This is a genomic window from Vibrio kasasachensis (genome assembly GCF_050337565.1).
Taxonomy (GTDB): domain Bacteria; phylum Pseudomonadota; class Gammaproteobacteria; order Enterobacterales; family Vibrionaceae; genus Vibrio; species Vibrio kasasachensis.
The window spans coordinates 337,689-355,447 of sequence record NZ_JAKJTB010000009.1 but is presented as its reverse complement, the minus strand read 5'-3'; the positions used below and the strand labels follow the sequence as shown (position 1 = coordinate 355,447).

The following is a 17,759-nucleotide window of genomic DNA, read 5'->3' as shown; positions in this document are numbered from 1 at the left end:
TGATCTAGGATTTATCCTGATTTTAGTAAGTAGAAAATCGACGTTTTCAATTTCATTGGTTTTACCGGCTTATTGAGTAATAAAATGCCCATGTTTTTGGCCTGCACTTTTAAATCTTCGCTGTAATTTGCTGTGATCATTAAGGTAGGAATCGGGCTGGTTCGGTCTTTATTTATATCGACGGTAACATCAAGCCCATTAATGTCATCATCCAAGTGATAATCAACAATTAGAACATCAGCGTGGTCATTTTCTGTATCCACTTTTTGTTTTAGTTGTTCTAGGCTGGTGGCGGTAACGACATTGCATTGCCAACCTGATAGCAGTTGTCGCATGGCATCACAAATACTCGCATCATTATCAATCAGCCATACTTGTCGCCCAGCCAAATTGGTATTGGCTAAGACGCGGCTGAGGTTATCTTGTTTTAACGGTTCTTTCTCTATTGTCCCACTTGGTACCTTGACGGAAAAAACAGAGCCTTTACCTTCGACTGAGCGCACTAGAATAGGGTGCTCAAGAACGTTTGAAAGCTTATCGACAATAGCTAACCCCAAGCCAAGGCCGTTGCTAAATACTTTTTGTGATGATTTTAAGCGCTTAAACTCTTTAAATATCTCATTGAGTTGATTCTCTGCAATGCCGGCGCCGGTATCCCAAACCTGAATAGAAATAGAATCACCTTGACGCCTGCAGCCTATCAGTACCTTGCCTTTATCTGTGTAACGAAAGGCATTTGATAGAAAGTTCCTTAGAATTCGAGCGAGTAACACGCTATCTGAATGCACTATACAGTTAAAGGGTACGTGTCTTAACTGAACATTGTACTGGTGTGATACGTGTTGGTATTCATTGACGAGATTACTTAATAGTTCACCGACATTAAATGAGCTCTTATCAGCTTTAACAACACCCGCATCAAGCTTTGAAATGTCGACTAAGGAGCCAATGAGGTTTTCCAAATCATCCAATGAATTGGAAATAGAATCAAGTAGAGAGGCATCACTGTCATTGACTAATTGGCAAGCCAATGAGCTGGTAAACAGTTGAGCCGCATTTAGTGGTTGCAGTAGATCGTGGCTTACCGCGGCAAGAAACTTGGTTTTGGATAGGTTAGCTTGTTCTGCTTCGCTCTTAGCGGTCGTTAATTCAAGCTGAGCCCGACGACGCTCATCAACCTCAACACGTAAAACATCATTTAGACTTTGTAATTGAGATGTTCGTTCATCGACCCGTATTTCAAGTGAATCGTTGGCCTTTTGCAGTGCGAGGGCATGGTTTCTACGAGTCGTAATATCTCTCACCAATACAAAGAACCCCAGTACATTGCCATTATTATCTCGATTAGGGACATAAGATTTGTGCAAATGGGCGGGCTCGCCGAAGTGATTCACTTCTTCTATTTCAAAACTGACACTTTCTCCTTTGAGCGCTCTTGCGACATAAGGTTGCAGTTGGCTAAAGTCCCCGTTAACACGACTTTTTTCTAAATCAACGCCAAAAAGCTCGCCTCGTTTTCTGCCATACCAATCGACATAGACTTTATTGGTAAACTGAAATTTTAGATCAGAACCGACATACGCAATCATTGCGGGTACATTATCGGTGATAAGCCTCAACCAACTTTCACTCTTTTTCAAAGATTCTGCATAGCGGTGAGAGGTGGTTATGTCAGTAAAGGTTTTGATTAGTTTGCCGTTATTCAGTCGGTGATCTCTAATTTCAAGTACGGTTCCATTTGATAATGTTTGCACGTAACAGCAGTCAACCCCGTGTGATTTAACTTCAAGATCAAGCTCGGTTAAGTTAAGAAAATTTGAGAAGTAGGGCTTAGCACGTAACATTTGGGGGGATAGTTTACTGAGCTCGACAAACTTTTTATTCCACACCTCAATCTGATTATGGCTGCTGATCAGAATGACGCCTTGCGACAGGTTATCAACCAGATTTTGAAGTAGTTTAGATTTCTGTGCCATCGCTTGTTCGTAGCGTTCACTTTCAGCTACTTTCAAAGCCGTTATGTCGGTATATAACATGACCCAGCCACCTTCGCGTGTGCGGTGTTCACTTAACTGAAACCAGCGGTTATCGGACAGCTTGTACACCGCGTTATGATCGGCATTAGCAGGGTACGCTTGAGAGATGATACCGCGTGTTTTTGCGAGTGTTTTAAAGTCGTTGAGGTTAGTGCCTTCCTCAATTTTGATGCCGACATTTTTCCAGTAATTTAAGAAATGACTATTTTGCAGAATAATTCGACCTTCGCTGTCGAGTAAAACGAAAGCGTCAGAAATGCTTTCAATGGCATCGATAAAGCGTTGTTTAAATATATTGGCTTGTTCGTTGGCTTGTACCAGAGCGCGATTACTGCGTTCGAGCTTTGCGAGGGTTTCGTTGAGTTTCTGTGTTTTTTCTTTAACTTGTTCAGCGAGCTGTACTGAATGCTCAAACGTTGCGTATGGGATGTTCTGAACGCTTCCACCATCTTCGACACGCTTCATTAGTACTTGGTTAATTTTAACCAACTTACTATTTTCCAATTTGAGCTTCTCGATTTCCTCCTTTAAATGCAGGTCATTCATTCAAGTCTCCAGAGATATACACACCGGTAAAAGTTTGGTTTAAGTGCATACCATTGATGTGTTCACCGTAGGTATTAAAACCAAAAATTCGATACTGATTCTGAAGGTCCGCGATCTCGTTCATCAAACCCATTTGTTCAATTTCCAACCGTCTTAAGAAGCAATCACACGCGAGTACTCGCTCTGGTTTGAGGAGCCTTTGTTTTAGGTTTTTTAGCTTGTTTAACAACGAATCAATAATGCTCTCCATTTTGACTGCGCTGAGTATGATTCCTGTATCTACCGCGCAGTAGAAGGTCAGGCTGAAATCCTCTTTGTTGACCTTTTGGATGGAGCGAGCGTAATAGTTGTCTCCTATTTTTACCGCGAGTGGATGCAGTGAAAATATTTCTGGATTGAGTTCGCTGATGTCGAGACCAAGGATTCGAGCGTATTCTAATGCGGCTGGCTCGGAGTTGAGTTCATAAACCGTGCGGGTTTGCGCATTAGCTTCGGTGACCACTAACTTCTCTTTTGAAGAGCAGATGTGATTACAATTGAACACTTCAAATTTGCAGCGTGTATTAACCATGATGACAACGGCGGCGTTGGCGATAAATGAGTCTTGATGGTAAACGTGAGTATTTGCCAAGTTAACATCATCACCGGCGGAACCACCAAAGTGAGGAATTCCGTTTGCCGCAGAGTTTAGAATACTGAGCAACTGCTCTTCTTTGGTTGAAAGCCCGTCAATCAAGGTAAGAATGAAGGTATTGCCTTCAATTTCGGCTAGTTCTTTAAAGCTGCATCTCTCAACCAGTTGATTAATTTTTGTCTGTGCAGCAATGAGATCAAATGATTCAATTGAATTAATAGTGGTTGAACTAATGGAAAAATAGTCAGGAGAGAACCAAATAGCAACGAGAGAGTGTTGCTCATAGCCATCACTCGTTACCTCACCTGCGGTTGTACAGCCAGCCAGTTCTATATTGGTAAATTGGTTTTTCATGGCATTGGCAAGTTGATCGAGTGGGTACACAACAGAGCAATAAAACAGTACAAATCCGTTTTGAGGGTTATCTAACTGTTTATATATATCAAGGCTTGCCTGTTGGGGATCTCGTACTTTACTGACCGCATGTTTAGTTTTTATAGTCGTCATTTTCTATCCTGTTGCTGACAGTTTTTTTCTATTGGTCAAAGTTTTTAATTGTTTTAAAATCCACTATTTCCGTATGTGAGATTTCATTTGACTGATTTCGTACCCTTGATGATGGTCAAATTGGTGGAATTTAAGGCTAAAATCATGTCTCTATGTGTATCGTATATGTTACGTTAGCGTTAAATCTTGATTGTCGCTCATTTTTTGGCTTTATTTGCAGTCAAGTGTCCAAAATTTGCAGTGCCTTAGTTTTATTTAAATTTTTTCACAGGACTGTAGGCGAAGCTCATAAATAATTGTCGGTAAATTAGTGGCGTGTTGCTCAGGGGATGAGATAAATCGTTAAGTTCTCGAATAGGAGTGAGGAGTCTATTTGCAATGGCTAAGCGATGCAGTGGGGGTGTAAAAATAATATCACTCCCAAACCAAGTTGATTTGGGAGTGATAGAGTTAAGGGTTAGAAGAAACCAAGTGGGCTAGTGCTGTAGCTGACAAGCAAGTTCTTGGTCTGTTGATAATTATCTAACGCCATTTTGTGCGTCTCGCGTCCAATGCCAGATTTTTTATACCCACCAAACGCTGCATGTGCTGGATAGAGGTGGTAGCAGTTAGTCCAGATACGACCAGCTTGGATTCCACGACCCATACGGTAAGCCAGGTTGGTGTCACGAGTCCAAACACCTGCACCCAAACCATAGGCAGAATCGTTGGCAATCTCTAATGCTTCGGCTTCATCTTTAAATGTGGTTACAGCAATGACGGGGCCAAATATCTCTTCTTGGAAGATGCGCATAGAGTTGTCACCTTGCAAGATCGTTGGCTGAACATAGAAGCCATTGTTTAATGCATCTCCTAATGTTTCTGAATCGCCCCCACTGAGCACTTTAGCACCTTCTTGGCGACCAATATCAAGATACCCCATGATTTTGTTGTACTGCTCTTGTGAAGTTTGAGCACCCACCATAGTCGTGGTATCTAATGGATTGCCACGAATAATGTCTTTGGTTTTTTGCAGTACTTTTTCCATGAATTGGTCAAAGATATCTTCTTGGATGAGCGCACGCGAAGGGCAGGTACACACTTCACCTTGGTTAAAGAAACCAAGAACAAAACCTTCAGCACATTTATCAAGGTAGTCATCTTCGTGTTGCGTAACGTCTTTAAAATAGATGTTTGGCGATTTACCACCTAGCTCTACCGTTGAAGGAATTAGGTTTTCGGCGGCACACTTAATGATGTGGCTCCCGACTGCTGTTGAGCCTGTAAATGCAATTTTGGCGATACGTGTGCTGGTGGCTAAAGCTTCGCCCGCTTCTTTACCAAAGCCGTTCACAATGTTTAGTACGCCTGCAGGAAGAAGATCTTCAATTAGCTCCATCAATACCAAGATACTGGCAGGCGTTTGTTCTGCGGGTTTAAGAACAATACAGTTCCCGGCAGCAAGGGCAGGGGCAAGTTTCCATGCCGCCATTAGTAATGGGAAGTTCCAAGGAATGATTTGTCCTACAACGCCAAGTGGTTCATGGAAGTGGTACGCAACAGTATCGTTATCAATTTCTGACAGGCTACCTTCTTGAGAGCGAATACAGCCTGCAAAATAACGGAAATGGTCTGAGCTTAGGGGTACATCTGCTGCAAGGGTTTCACGTACGGCTTTACCATTATCCCAAGTTTCGGCAACGGCTAATGTTTCTAAGTTAGCGTCAATACGATCGGCAATTTTGAGTAGAATATTTGAACGCTCTTGTACAGAAGTTCGTCCCCATGCATCTTTAGCCGCGTGAGCTGCATCTAAAGCTAACTCAATATCTTGTGCGCATGAACGTGGGATACGACAAAACGACTCGCCAGTGACTGGCGTAGTATTGTCAAAGTATTGCCCTTTTACAGGAGCAACCCATTTACCGCCGATGAAATTTTCGTACTGCGCTTTAAAAGACACAATTGAGTTATCGCTACCCGGATATGCATAGATCATATGTCACCTCGAAATGTAGACCCTTAGAGTTCAATTTTTTCCATGGTCTGATGATTTCCGCTCTGGGATGTCCAAAGCACCTTGATGCACTCATATTAGTATTTCGATTAGATAGCCGACATGCTCCATTGGGCCCAAAAAGATCCTACTTTAGGAGGAGATTTGATGATCTTAACAATTCAGCCGGGCAAGTTTTTCCGCGACATCACTACTGATGACCGTTAGAATCCAAGTTTGCGTGGGAGCTAAGATAATTTAGCTCTCTTAGCCATATCTGGAACCGTTACTCACGGTTTAGAGTAAGTAAAAGCATTGGAAACAAAAAATGGACAAAGTAATCGATAAACTCGCTTGGATCACGATTCGTGACGGTAAATTTCTAGTCGTTCGCTCTAAAGGCAAGGAATTGTTTTATTTACCAGGTGGTAAGCGTGAAGCTTGTGAGAGTGATGAGCAGGCTCTTATTCGTGAAATCAAAGAAGAGCTGTCTGTTGATTTGGTCGCTCACACTATCCAATATGCAGAGACGTTTGTCGCGGCAGCTGATGGGAAGGCGAGTGGTGTTTCAGTCAAGCTAACCTGCTATTTCGCAGATTTTGAAGGTGAACTCAAAGCGGATGCGGAAATAGAAGAGCTACGCTTTATTGATGCTCAAGATAAGTCGGTGTGTTCACTAGCAGCTTTGGTAGCACTTGATTGGTTGGTTGAGAACACTCGAATTAGTTAATCGGTCAATTGCGAAATTAATTACCCCGGCTAATTCGGGGTAATTGAAAGGCTTAGATTATCTAAGCGCAGCATTTCTTGTATTTTTTGCCGCTTCCGCATGAACATGGGTCATTACGGTTAGGCGTTTTTTCGAAAATCACGGTTTTTGGCTTATTAAGAATAGTATCAAGCTCAAGGGTATTTTCTTCCTTGGTTGCATCTACAATGATGTCTGCAAAGATAGATTGCTCAGCAATAAGCGCTTCAATTTCTGCTTTTCGTTCTTCAGTATTAACCACAACTTTGATTGGTGACTCTTCAGTACCCGCTTTAACATCACGGTTTACATTGAAGCCAGCCAATACGTGATTCTGTCTGGTCTCGATACGACCTTTAAAAAATAGTTTCGACATTGAGTGCTCGTTTTAGGTTGATATGACGAAATAGAGCGGGGATTATACTGATATCCGCCAAATGATAAAGCAATGATATTCTGTATACCTTTTGTTGATGCACATGCATGAATACTACAAGCGAAATATTACTTCCCATCAATTGATTAGCTATTGTGTTTTAGCTGTATATGCGGGCGTGATTCTACTAGGCATTTCCTCCGTTCTTTGTATTCGCAAGTTAGATCGTGATAATACTGATTCAAATTTGGTCGTGTTTACATCTAATTTCTCGCGCACAATCGTTTAATTTCATCCAATATCTTTGGATTTGCAATGGCTCCAAGGTTTTTAACCGCTTGACCATTAACCACTTGCTTGACCGCCAATTCAACCAATTTTCCTGAACGGGTTTTTGGGATGTCACTGATGGCAAAAATCCTGCGTGGTACATGACGTGGTGAGCATTTAGCCTTTAAGGTTTGGCAAATTAGATCAGTCAGTTTTTGGTCGAGTTCGCTGTGAGAGTCTAATTTCACTAGCAACCATATTTCTTCCGATTGTTGATTCAATTTGCCAACCGCAATTGAGTCTTCTATTCCCGGCAGATTGTTCACTTGCTGGTAAATCTCCGCGGTACCAATTCTCACGCCGCCTGGGTTAAGTGTTGCGTCACTGCGCCCATAGAAAATAAAGCCACCAGTAGCCGTTTGCATCACATCATCACCGTGGTGCCAGATGTCGTTGAATTTGTTCCAATAAGCATTGTGATAACGCTCACCAGTGTCCTTCCAAAAACCGATGGGGAAATTAGGTAACGAATTGGTACAAGTCAATTCTCCTCGTTGCTGTACTAATGCTTTGCCATCGTCATCGAGTATTTGGATGTCATTACCCAACCCAGCGTATTGGCACTCACCTTTGTAAACAGGCGAGATAGGATTACCGAGAACAAAACAACCACAAATGTCAGTGCCACCCGAGATCGAAGCCAAGTGCAGATCGGATTTTATAGCATCGTAAACATAGCTAAATTGTTCGGGGTAAAGTACTGAACCCGTCGAGCATAAGGTGTTGAGTGTACTTAGATTGTGCTGAGTTCTTGGTTGATAGTTGGCATGTTCTAATGCTTCCAAATATTTAGCCGAAGTGCCAAACAATGATACGGAATGGTCGTCCACCAATTGCCATAATACCGATACGTCAGGATAGACGGGGCTACCATCATAGATCACTAACGTTGCGCCACTGGCTAATGAAGAGACATGCCAGTTCCACATCATCCAACCGCAGGTGGTGTAGTAGAACACCTTGTCATTCGGTTTAATATCACAGTGCAACTGATGCTCTTTTACATGGTTGAGCAATGTACCACCAACTGAATGAACAATGCATTTGGGTTGCCCGGTGGTGCCGGATGAATACAAGATAAACAGCGGGTGGTTAAATCCGACGCGCTGATAATCAAGATCCTGAGGTTGATAGGTATCTGCTAATGATCGCCAAGAGGTAAAGCCAACTGGCGCGTGGCGTTCTTCACTGGTGATGTATTCAATTTCGCACACCACAATTTTACGGCTTAGCTTGCTGCTAACCGCTTGGTTTTTGTCCGTCATGTCGAAGGTTTTCCCGCCAAAGCGATAACCATTACAACAAAATAGCACTTTGGGTTCTACTTGCCCAAAGCGTTCAACCACGCTATCTACGCCAAAGTCTGGCGAAGTAGATGTCCAAACCGCACCAAGGCTTGCCGTAGCGAGCATCGCGATAACGCTTTCAGCTAAATAGGGCAGGTAGCCGGCGACCACATCGCCTTTTTCAATGCCACAGGCAGTAAGCCATTGTTGAACAATTGATACCTGTTCGAGCAGTTGTTGCCCATTCAATCGTCTCTGTTCACCTGATTCATTACTAAATAGTATTACTGGTTGTTGAGGGTTTTTGTCTGCGTGGGAGAGCTGGTTTTCAGCATAATTTAGCTCAGCATTAGGGAACCATACCGTATCCCGATTGGCACTAGGCTGTTGCCATTTTGGTTCGCCAATAGCATTAATGGTGTCACCCATATCACCAACAATCTCGCAAAAATCCCAAGTACGTTGCCAGAAGGCGGCACTGTCGCTTATTGACCATTGATGCAGTGATGCGTAGTCCGTAATCGATTTGCTATCTAATTGGTCGTTAATTTGCTCGATAAGACCAAGCAAGTTGCTATTTGCAATACGTTCGGCTGACGGTGACCAAATAGGTGATGGGTTTGGCATAGTGCCCTCTGCGATTAATTTGGGTATACCCGTCATACTTGAAGTTGCAGCGGTGTTGGCTGTGTTCGTGCGCCCCAATCACATAGTTCACCTATGCTCAGGGGCTTTCTTACCTGCCGCCTACCTGCATCTTCAAGTTTCTTGGGTATATATAGCATTGAAGGGAATGAATAGCCCAATCTCATCCCTTTGCGGTTTTTCTGTCTTCTCGTGGTGTTCGAGCTAGAGTTGTTCCGCGAGTTGCGGCAGCAATTCGAATAGATCGCCCACCAGACCGTAATCGGCCACTTCGAAAATAGGTGAGTCAGGGTCTTTATTTATCGCTACAATGACCTTCGACTCTTTCATCCCGGCAAGGTGCTGAATGGCACCCGAAATACCCACCGCTATGTAAAGTTTAGGCGCTACAATCTTACCTGTTTGACCGACTTGCAAATCATTAGCAACAAACCCAGCGTCAACCGCCGCGCGTGACGCGCCAATGGCTGCGCCAAGTTTATCTGCTACTTGCTCAATTAAAGCGAAGTTTTCTTTACTACCCACACCACGACCGCCAGAAATCACAACTTCCGCTGCCGTTAATTCAGGGCGTTCTGATTCGGTTTTATCGACCGATACTAATTGAACGAGAGGTGATTGCAGAGACACTTGCTGATGGATCACATCGACTTGATTTGAACATTCAACAGGGTCAAACGCAGAAGCGCGTACGGTGACAACACGTATGCAGTCACTGGTGGTGACTTTGGCAAACGCATTTCCGGCATAAATTGGGCGGATGAAGGTAGTTTCATCGACAACTTGTACAATATCTGAAATTTGTCCCACGCCACATTTTGCCGCCACTCTAGGCGCGATATCTTTTCCTTTTGATGACGAACTGAGCCAGATGCCCTGATAATTCTCGGCGATATTTGTCGCAATAGGGGCAATGCTCTCGGCAAATTGGTACTGATATGACTCGTCATCAAGGCATATAACTTGCGTTACACCATCCACTTTGCTCCCTTGTTGTGCGACCGAATCACATTGATAGCCAATAACCAATAACGTGTTGTCTCGGCTAGCTTGGCTTGCCGCGTTGACGACTCTCAGTGTATCTACGTGAAGATCATGATTGTCATGCTCTGCAATGATTAAGTTTTTCATACAATCACCTTGGCTTCGTTGCGTAGTTTGTCGATAAGCTCTTCGACAGATTGCACCTTAACCCCGCATTTTCGTTGCGCTGGCGGTGTCACTTCAGTAATGGTTTGGCTAAAGACCACATCTACGTTCAAACTATCAGGCGTAATTATGTCTAGTGGCTTACGTTTTGCCTTCATGATGTTAGGTAATGAAGCAAAGCGAGGCTCGTTTAGGCGAAGATCGGTGCTAATCACAGCTGGAAGCTGCATGGAAACAGTCATCAAACCGCCATCTACTTCTCGAACAACTTGAAGATGCTGCTGATCAAAGGTGATGTTGGAAGCAAACGTTGCCTGCGGCCAATCCAGCAAGGCTGCAAGCATTTGCGCGACTTGATTATTGTCAGTATCGATTGATTGCTTACCGGTAATAACCAGTTCAATTTGCTGCTGCTCGACGATGGCTTTTAGCAAATTAGCGACAATCAGTGGTTCAATATTGCGGTCGGTTTCGATATGAATTGCACGATCAGCCCCCAGAGCAAGCGCAGTTCGCAGTTGCTCTTGGCACTGCTTTTCTCCTGCGCTAACGACGATAACTTCCTCAGCTATGCCTTGCTCTTTAAGCCGAACGGCTTCTTCTACGGCGATTTCACAAAACGGATTGATGGTCATTTTCACGTTGTTGGTTTCAACATCGCTGTTATCTGACTTTACGCGAACCTTAGTGTAGGGATCGATGACTCGCTTAATTGGCACTAGTATTTTCACGTTAGATTCCTTTTTACAGTGAAGACTATGTGATGGTGTCTTTAAAAGAATGTTAATTTACCTTTACGTTTGCGTCAACTTTAAATATATTGATATTTAACACGTTCGCAACATGGAAGTGAAAAAGGGATTAACCATGGAAAGAGACTACATGGAGTTCGATGTACTGATAGTGGGGGCTGGTCCTTCAGGTTTGTCTGCCGCGTGCCGAATGAAGCAACTCGCAATAGAGAATGGTCAAGAACTCTCTGTTTGCGTGGTTGAGAAAGGTTCGGAAGTTGGCGCCCATATCCTGTCAGGAGCGGTGTTTGAAACGCGCAGTCTAGATGAGCTATTTCCTGATTGGCATAACAAGGGAGCACCGCTAAATACCCCTGTGAAGCAAGATAAAACATGTTTTTTTACTAGTGATAAAAGCGGCTATCAGTTACCACAGTGGGCGGTTCCAAAGACGATGCACAACAATGGCAACTACATCATCAGTCTTGGAAATTTATGTCGTTGGTTGGCCGAACAGGCTGAAGCTCTCGGCGTGGAAATCTATTCTGGTTTTAGTGCAAATCAACCAATTATCAATGATGAAAACCGAGTTTGTGGTGTGATCACCGGTGATATGGGTTTAGATAAATCAGGTGAGAGAAAGCCAAATTTCGAACCGGGTATTGAGTTGCGGGCAAAATTTACTCTGTTCTCTGAAGGTGCGCGTGGGCACATCGGTAAGCAACTGATTAAAAAATATAATTTGGCGGAAAATAGCTCGCCCCAACACTACGCAATTGGCTTTAAGGAACTTTGGCAAATACAACCAGAACAGCACCAGCAAGGCTTAGTGTTACACGGATTAGGTTGGCCACTAGCAAATCAAGCCACGGGCGGGAGTTATTTGTATCATCTGGAGGGTAATCAAGTGGCGGTGGGGATAATCATCGATTTGAATTATGCCAACCCGCACCTGAGTCCATTTGATGAATTCCAACGTTTTAAACATCACCCACTAATTGAGAAACATCTCAAAAATGGCAAACGAATCAGCTATGGTGCGAGAGCGATAACCAAAGGCGGCTTGCACTCGTTGCCTACCCAGCAGTTTGAGGGGGGCGTGTTGATCGGTTGTGATGCAGGGACGCTTAACGCGGCAAAAATTAAAGGCACACACACGGCGATGAAATCAGGCATGATCGCCGCCGAAGCTGTGTTTGAAGCACTGGAAAGTCATACGAGCATAGCTGACTATCAGCGCCACTTTGAACAGTCTTGGTTATATGAAGAGCTGTATCAAGCGCGAAATTTCGCTAGCGGAATACATCGTTTTGGCTCCGTGCTTGGCGGAAGCTTGGCACTGCTCGAGCAAACTGTGTTGCGTGGTAAAGCCGGGTGGAATGTGCGTTGTGATACGCCTGATCATCAAGCGCTTGCTTTAGCTGCGAATAGTCAATCAATTGATTATCCCAAGCCGGATGGAATGATAAGCTTTGACCGCCTCTCGTCAGTTTATCTTTCCAATATTTTCCATGAAGAAAACCAACCTTGTCACTTGAGATTGAACAATCAGCAGATACCCATTGAGCAAAACTTGACGCTTTATGCTGAGCCTGCGCAGAGATACTGCCCTGCGGGCGTGTATGAAATAGTGCACAACGGGCAACACCCTGAGCTGCAAATCAATGCGGCTAACTGCATTCACTGCAAAACATGTGACATTAAAGATCCGAGTCAAAACATTACATGGACTCCACCGGAAGGTGGTGGTGGACCTAACTATCCAAACATGTAATCGCCGCAATAAACAATCTAAAATATTTAACAATTTATTTACTTAAAGTTTGCGTTAGTTCAAATCTTTCATAGTGAACTGGATTGCAACTTATACAACGAGGCACTATTCTGAATTGAAGTTAACGTTTACGTAAACTGGATTTACAAGTTGATGCATAGGTGTTGAAGCGAATGCCTGTATCAAACTTAATTATATTTCAGATAGTTATCAACGGAATGCACTTATAAAAACGATAGGGAGATCAATTATGGTATCGGAAACGCCTCTGTTGCAGGTAAACGATATTTCATTGTCCTTTGGTGGGGTTAAAGCTTTAACGGACGTGAGCTTTCATGTGAATGAAAAAGAGATTTTTTCGATTATTGGGCCTAACGGTGCTGGTAAAACCTCAATGCTTAACTGCATCTCTGGTCGATACACTCCGAATAAGGGGTCAGTGGTATTTTCAGGTAACAATGTCACCAAACGAACGCCTAGCCAACGCGCCGAGTTAGGATTAGGGCGAACATTTCAAAACCTTGCGCTTTTCTCACATATGTCGGTACTCGACAACATCATGGTCGGGCGCCATCACCTCCTAAAAAATAATTTTGTCACGGGACCTCTTTATTGGTTTTCGAATGCGCAGAAAGAAGAGATGGCTCATCGCAAATACGTTGAAGAGGTGATCGACTTTTTGGAAATTCAACATATCCGTAAAGCTACGGCCGGTACGCTTTCTTATGGGCTACGTAAGCGTGTTGAACTCGCAAGGGCAATTGCTTTGAAGCCAAAATTACTGCTGCTCGACGAGCCAATGGCAGGTATGAATTTGGAAGAAAAAGAAGACATGGCGCGCTACATAATGGACCTGAACGAAGAGCTTGATATCACCATCATTATGATTGAGCACGATATGGGTGTAGTGATGGATATATCCAACCGTGTCTTAGTGCTTGATTTTGGTAAACACATAGCGATGGGTGACCCAGAGCAAGTAATGGAAAATCCGCATGTTAAGAAAGCTTATCTAGGTGAAGAACTACCAACATTAGAGGAGAGTGCATAATGGCACAACAGCGTAATGATTGGGCAGATGTTACTACCTTAGATACTTTTCCTAAAGTGTTACAACACAATGCTACCCATTGGCCACAGCAGGTGGCCATGCGTGAAAAAGAATTTGGTATTTGGCGAGAGTTTACCTGGCTAGATTATCAAAACAGAGTTAAATGGATGTCTCTCGCGTTGCAAGAACTTGGTATTGGCGAAGGTGATGCAGTGGGGTTGTTGGGTGATAACCGACCGGAATGGGTTTGGGGTGAGTTATCTGCTCATGCTGTGAAAGCTTACTCATTGGGAATCTACCAAGATTCAATGCATGACGAAGTGGCATATTTAATAAACTACGCAAAAGCTAAAGTTATTATTGCGGAAGATGAAGAGCAGTGTGACAAGCTTTTAGAGCTAGGAGATGAAATCCCAAGCGTCGAGTTTATTGTTTATTGCGACCCACGCGGAATGCGAAAGTATGATGACCCTCGTTTGATTGATGTGGAAAAAATTTATCAAAGAGGTCAAGAGATCGATAAAGCGGAACCGAATAAATACCCAACTATGGTTGAATCAACCAAGGGTAGTGACCTTTCAATTTTGTGTACCACCTCAGGTACAACATCAAAACCAAAACTCGCTTTACTGCATAGCGGAACTTTTTTAGATCATTGCGCGGCTTATTTACGAGCAGATCCCCGTGAACCGGGTGATAACTATGTTTCTGTGTTGCCTTTGCCATGGATCATGGAGCAGGTTTACGTTGTTGGTCAGGCACTTATTGCCCGTCAGGTTATCAACTTTGTTGAAGAACAAGAAACCATGATGTCGGACCTGCGTGAAATTGGCCCTCATTTTGTTCTGCTTGCCCCAAGGGTATGGGAAAACATCGTTGCGGATGTCTCTGCGCGCATGATGGATTCAACGCCTTTTAAACAAAAGATGTACAAGATCGGCATGAGCTTGGCGAATAAAGCTTTGGAACAAGGTAAGCGTTCGATATTGGCGGATTGGATTTTGCTTCGAGCATTGCGTGACCGATTAGGTTTTTCTAACTTAACCTCTGCTGCCACGGGTGGCGCTGCAATGGGTCCAGACACTTTTCGCTACCTACAAGCGATTGGCATACCACTTAAGCAGTTGTACGGGCAAACCGAAATGTGTGGAGCCTATACAGTGCATCAAGCTGGCGATGTCGATTATGACTCAGTAGGGGTGGCGTTTGATAATGCCGAAGTGAAAGTGATTAACCCAGATACCAATGGTGTTGGGGAAATCATCGCCAAAAGTAGCGGCATGTTTACTGGCTACCTCAATAACATGACGGCATTTGATGAAGATGTACGTGATGGTTGGATGCATACCGGTGACGCAGGATACTTCAAAGATTCAGGTCATTTGGTCGTGATTGATCGTTTGAAAGACATGTCAGAAACCAGCCACGGTGACCGATATTCGCCCCAGTTTATTGAGAATAAGCTGAAGTTTTCACCTTATATTGCTGAAGCCGTTGTTATTGGCAAAGACAAGCCTTGGTTATCAACCATCATCTGTATCCGCTATGCCATTGTGTCTAAGTGGGCGGAGCAAAAAGGCATTGCCTTTACAAACTACGCCAATCTATCCGCACAACCGGAAGTTTATCAAGCTGTTAAAGATGAAGTTCTCAAAGTTAACGAGTCTCTGCCTGAGGCGCAAAAAATCAGCAAATTCATTCTGTTGTACAAAGAACTGGATGCAGATGACGGCGAGCTAACTCGTACTCGAAAAGTACGCCGTGGCGTGGTCGCTGAAAAATATGGCGACATTATCGACACTATCTACAGCGACGAACCTAAGGTGGATGTAGATACCGTTATTACTTATCAGGATGGAACCAAAACACGAATCAAAACATCGCTAGTGGTTGAAACGCTCATTGAGCATGAGCTGCCAACATTGGAAAGCGAACAACGGAGGATCGCATAGTGAATACGGATTTATTACTGCAACTCGTCATCAATGGCGTGATAGTTGGCATGCTCTATGGCGTTGTCGCCATGTGTTTCGTGTTGATTTATAAGTCAACCCAAGTGGTGAACTTTGCGCAAGGAGAATTTCTTCTCATCGGTGCTTGGGTTTGCTGGGCTTCATTGGTCTATTTGCAACTGCCATTCGTCATCGGCTTTGTTTTGACCTTAGCGTTTATGATGGTGTTTGGTATTGCAGTACAAACCATCGTATTGCGTCCACTGATAGGTGAACCCATCATTTCTGTCATCATGGTCACCATTGGATTATCGATGTTTTTCCAAGCACTAATGAAGTGGATCTTCGGTGTATCGGCAGTGTCTTACCCTCAAGTATTCGAAACCAATGTGGTCAACATCGGCGGGCTTAATGTTGAGTTTGCTTACATTCTCAGCTTGATTTTCTCTGTGATCATTATGGTTTCGTTCTACTGGTTCTTTAAATTCAGCAAAACGGGTTTGGCAATGCGTGCCACGGCCTTCAATCAGCAGGTGGCGCAAAGTCTCGGTATTTCTATTAAGAAAGTATTTGCAGTGAGTTGGGCTATTTCCGCGATGGTTTCTGCGACAGCAGGGATCGTGATCGGAATCGTTAATGGTGTCTCAGATGCACTGTCAATTATCGGCATCAAAGTATTCCCAGCTGTCATTCTGGGCGGGTTAGATTCAGTCGTTGGCGCGATTGTTGGCGGTATCATTATTGGGCTGTTGGAAAATCTCGCTGAGTTCGTTGATAGCCAATACCTGCATGTGGGTAACCTCTATAACATCGCACCTTTCTATGTGCTGTTGATCATTCTTGCCTTCAAGCCTTACGGCCTGTTTGGTACCAAAGATATTGAGCGCATTTAGGGAGAAATATGATGACTCAACTTAGTATGCGTCCGTGTGGTGATTTTCGTACCACCTACAGAAATGATACGCCGATTTTTGAAACCAAGACGATTCGCTCACTTGCGATTGCCAGTGTCATTGCCATGTTGGCGGCACCATTGGTGCTTGATATTTATGTGCTCAATTTGTTTATTCAAATTTCCTACCTAGGAATAGCAGCACTTGGTTTGAATATCTTAGTTGGTTTTACCGGGCAGATTTCACTTGGTCATGGCGCATTTTTTGGATTTGGTGCCTTTGCTTCGGCATGGCTTAACAACCAGTTCAATATCCCCGTCGTTCTCGCGATTCCAATGGCAGGTTATCTGACAATGATAGTGGGAATGCTGTTTGGGCTACCTGCAGCAAGAATCAAAGGTTTATACCTAGCGATAGCAACGCTAGCGGCACAGTTCATCCTTGAAGATTTTTTTGCTAGGGCAAGTTGGTTCAGTGGCGGTTCGTACGGCGCTAGTGCCAACCCAGTGAACTTGTTTGGCTTTGAGTTCTTCAGTGATGAGAGTTTTTTCTACATCGCACTGTTTGCGCTGATTTTTATGTACTTATGGGCGTCAAACCTGATTCGTTCACGTGACGGACGTGCGTTTGTCTCAGTACGAGACCACTACTTATCAGCCGAAATTATGGGGATAAATTTGACCAAGTACCGTTTATTGTCGTTTGGTATCTGTGCCTTTTATGCTGGTATTGGTGGCGCTCTGTATGGGCATTACTTGGGCTTTGTATCAGCAGAGGGCTTCACCATCATGATGTCGATACAGTTCTTAGCCATGATCATTATCGGTGGCTTGGGCTCGGTAAAAGGTACCTTGATGGGCACGGTATTTATCGTGTTATTACCTGAAGTTTTAGAGTTTGGTGTAGCAGGCTTGTCTTCGTTTGGCACCTCAACGGAATTCGTTGACGGTCTGGCCTACATGAAGGAGATGGCTGTCGGGCTTGTCATCATGCTGTTCCTAATTTTCGAACCTCAGGGCTTAGCGCACCGCTGGCAGCAGATTCGAGCGTACTGGAAACATTACCCATTCTCTTATTAATCAATTTCAAACAGTACTTATGTACTTGCGTGAAAACTACCTAAATA

General features: G+C 43.8%; 13 protein-coding genes. 6 read left to right on the top strand and 7 right to left on the bottom strand.

Annotated elements, in window-relative coordinates; all coding sequences use genetic code 11:
* Nucleotides 1-11: 11 nt before the first annotated feature.
* The 3 genes from L4C38_RS04430 to exaC form a co-directional block, all read right to left on the bottom strand.
* Entirely contained in the window at nucleotides 12-2,582 is a 2,571-nt protein-coding gene (locus L4C38_RS04430) for a hybrid sensor histidine kinase/response regulator (RefSeq protein ID WP_428796326.1), read from the bottom strand.
* Complete coding sequence (nosP, locus tag L4C38_RS04425; RefSeq protein ID WP_428796325.1) at nucleotides 2,575-3,723, bottom strand: nitric oxide-sensing protein NosP; 1,149 nt, start codon at nucleotides 3,721-3,723, stop codon at nucleotides 2,575-2,577. Before nosP ends, L4C38_RS04430 begins: the two co-directional genes overlap by 8 nt.
* 457 nt (nucleotides 3,724-4,180) lie before the next feature.
* On the bottom strand, nucleotides 4,181-5,701 hold the full coding sequence (exaC, locus tag L4C38_RS04420) for an acetaldehyde dehydrogenase ExaC (protein ID WP_428796324.1): 1,521 nt from the start codon (nucleotides 5,699-5,701) through the stop codon (nucleotides 4,181-4,183).
* 325 nt (nucleotides 5,702-6,026) lie between these two features.
* Here exaC and L4C38_RS04415 point away from each other — a divergent pair, with 325 nt between their 5' ends.
* Nucleotides 6,027-6,428 (top strand): NUDIX hydrolase, encoded by a 402-nt coding sequence (locus L4C38_RS04415; RefSeq protein WP_428796323.1) that lies wholly within the window; start codon nucleotides 6,027-6,029, stop codon nucleotides 6,426-6,428.
* A gap of 61 nt (nucleotides 6,429-6,489) precedes the next feature.
* Here the strand turns inward: L4C38_RS04415 and L4C38_RS04410 are convergent, their stop codons facing one another.
* The 4 genes from L4C38_RS04410 to L4C38_RS04395 form a co-directional block, all read right to left on the bottom strand.
* Complete coding sequence (locus L4C38_RS04410; protein ID WP_428796322.1) at nucleotides 6,490-6,822, bottom strand: PBPRA1643 family SWIM/SEC-C metal-binding motif protein; 333 nt, start codon at nucleotides 6,820-6,822, stop codon at nucleotides 6,490-6,492.
* A gap of 263 nt (nucleotides 6,823-7,085) precedes the next feature.
* Nucleotides 7,086-9,065, bottom strand: a complete 1,980-nt coding sequence (locus tag L4C38_RS04405; protein ID WP_428796321.1) for an acetoacetate--CoA ligase — start codon at nucleotides 9,063-9,065, stop codon at nucleotides 7,086-7,088.
* Between the two features lie 222 nt (nucleotides 9,066-9,287).
* Entirely contained in the window at nucleotides 9,288-10,214 is a 927-nt protein-coding gene (locus tag L4C38_RS04400) for an electron transfer flavoprotein subunit alpha/FixB family protein (RefSeq protein ID WP_428796320.1), read from the bottom strand.
* Nucleotides 10,211-10,963 carry an electron transfer flavoprotein subunit beta/FixA family protein gene (locus L4C38_RS04395; protein WP_428796319.1) on the bottom strand — a complete coding sequence of 251 codons (753 nt, stop codon included), beginning with the start codon at nucleotides 10,961-10,963 and terminating at the stop codon, nucleotides 10,211-10,213. Before L4C38_RS04395 ends, L4C38_RS04400 begins: the two co-directional genes overlap by 4 nt.
* 112 nt (nucleotides 10,964-11,075) lie before the next feature.
* On the opposite strand from L4C38_RS04395, the gene L4C38_RS04390 reads away from it, so the two are divergent.
* The 5 genes from L4C38_RS04390 to L4C38_RS04370 all read left to right on the top strand — a co-directional run bounded on the left by L4C38_RS04390 (nucleotide 11,076) and on the right by L4C38_RS04370 (nucleotide 17,712).
* Nucleotides 11,076-12,737, top strand: a complete 1,662-nt coding sequence (locus L4C38_RS04390; protein ID WP_428796318.1) for an electron transfer flavoprotein-ubiquinone oxidoreductase — start codon at nucleotides 11,076-11,078, stop codon at nucleotides 12,735-12,737.
* 250 nt (nucleotides 12,738-12,987) lie between these two features.
* On the top strand, nucleotides 12,988-13,788 hold the full coding sequence (locus tag L4C38_RS04385) for an ABC transporter ATP-binding protein (RefSeq protein WP_428796317.1): 801 nt from the start codon (nucleotides 12,988-12,990) through the stop codon (nucleotides 13,786-13,788).
* A complete protein-coding gene (locus L4C38_RS04380; protein ID WP_428796316.1) occupies nucleotides 13,788-15,740 on the top strand; it encodes a long-chain fatty acid--CoA ligase in 1,953 nt (650 codons plus the stop codon). The genes L4C38_RS04385 and L4C38_RS04380 overlap by 1 nt, the downstream gene beginning before the upstream one ends.
* A complete protein-coding gene (locus L4C38_RS04375) occupies nucleotides 15,740-16,633 on the top strand; it encodes a branched-chain amino acid ABC transporter permease (protein WP_428796315.1) in 894 nt (297 codons plus the stop codon). The genes L4C38_RS04380 and L4C38_RS04375 overlap by 1 nt, the downstream gene beginning before the upstream one ends.
* An 8-nt stretch (nucleotides 16,634-16,641) precedes the next feature.
* A complete protein-coding gene (locus tag L4C38_RS04370) occupies nucleotides 16,642-17,712 on the top strand; it encodes a branched-chain amino acid ABC transporter permease (RefSeq protein WP_428796314.1) in 1,071 nt (356 codons plus the stop codon).
* Nucleotides 17,713-17,759: the final 47 nt, after the last annotated feature.

Excerpts from the sequence above, each read along its gene's own strand:
- L4C38_RS04430 (WP_428796326.1), bottom strand. The coding sequence starts at position 2,582 with ATGAATGACCTGCATTTAAAGGAGGAAATCGAGAAGCTCAAATTGGAA.
- L4C38_RS04390 (WP_428796318.1), top strand. The coding sequence starts at position 11,076 with ATGGAAGTGAAAAAGGGATTAACCATGGAAAGAGACTACATGGAGTTC.
- L4C38_RS04380 (WP_428796316.1), top strand. The coding sequence starts at position 13,788 with ATGGCACAACAGCGTAATGATTGGGCAGATGTTACTACCTTAGATACT.
- L4C38_RS04370 (WP_428796314.1), top strand. The coding sequence starts at position 16,642 with ATGATGACTCAACTTAGTATGCGTCCGTGTGGTGATTTTCGTACCACC.
- L4C38_RS04415 (WP_428796323.1), top strand. The coding sequence starts at position 6,027 with ATGGACAAAGTAATCGATAAACTCGCTTGGATCACGATTCGTGACGGT.
- L4C38_RS04405 (WP_428796321.1), bottom strand. The coding sequence starts at position 9,065 with ATGCCAAACCCATCACCTATTTGGTCACCGTCAGCCGAACGTATTGCA.
- exaC (WP_428796324.1), bottom strand. The coding sequence starts at position 5,701 with ATGATCTATGCATATCCGGGTAGCGATAACTCAATTGTGTCTTTTAAA.
- L4C38_RS04410 (WP_428796322.1), bottom strand. The coding sequence starts at position 6,822 with ATGTCGAAACTATTTTTTAAAGGTCGTATCGAGACCAGACAGAATCAC.
- nosP (WP_428796325.1), bottom strand. The coding sequence starts at position 3,723 with ATGACGACTATAAAAACTAAACATGCGGTCAGTAAAGTACGAGATCCC.
- L4C38_RS04400 (WP_428796320.1), bottom strand. The coding sequence starts at position 10,214 with ATGAAAAACTTAATCATTGCAGAGCATGACAATCATGATCTTCACGTA.
- L4C38_RS04385 (WP_428796317.1), top strand. The coding sequence starts at position 12,988 with ATGGTATCGGAAACGCCTCTGTTGCAGGTAAACGATATTTCATTGTCC.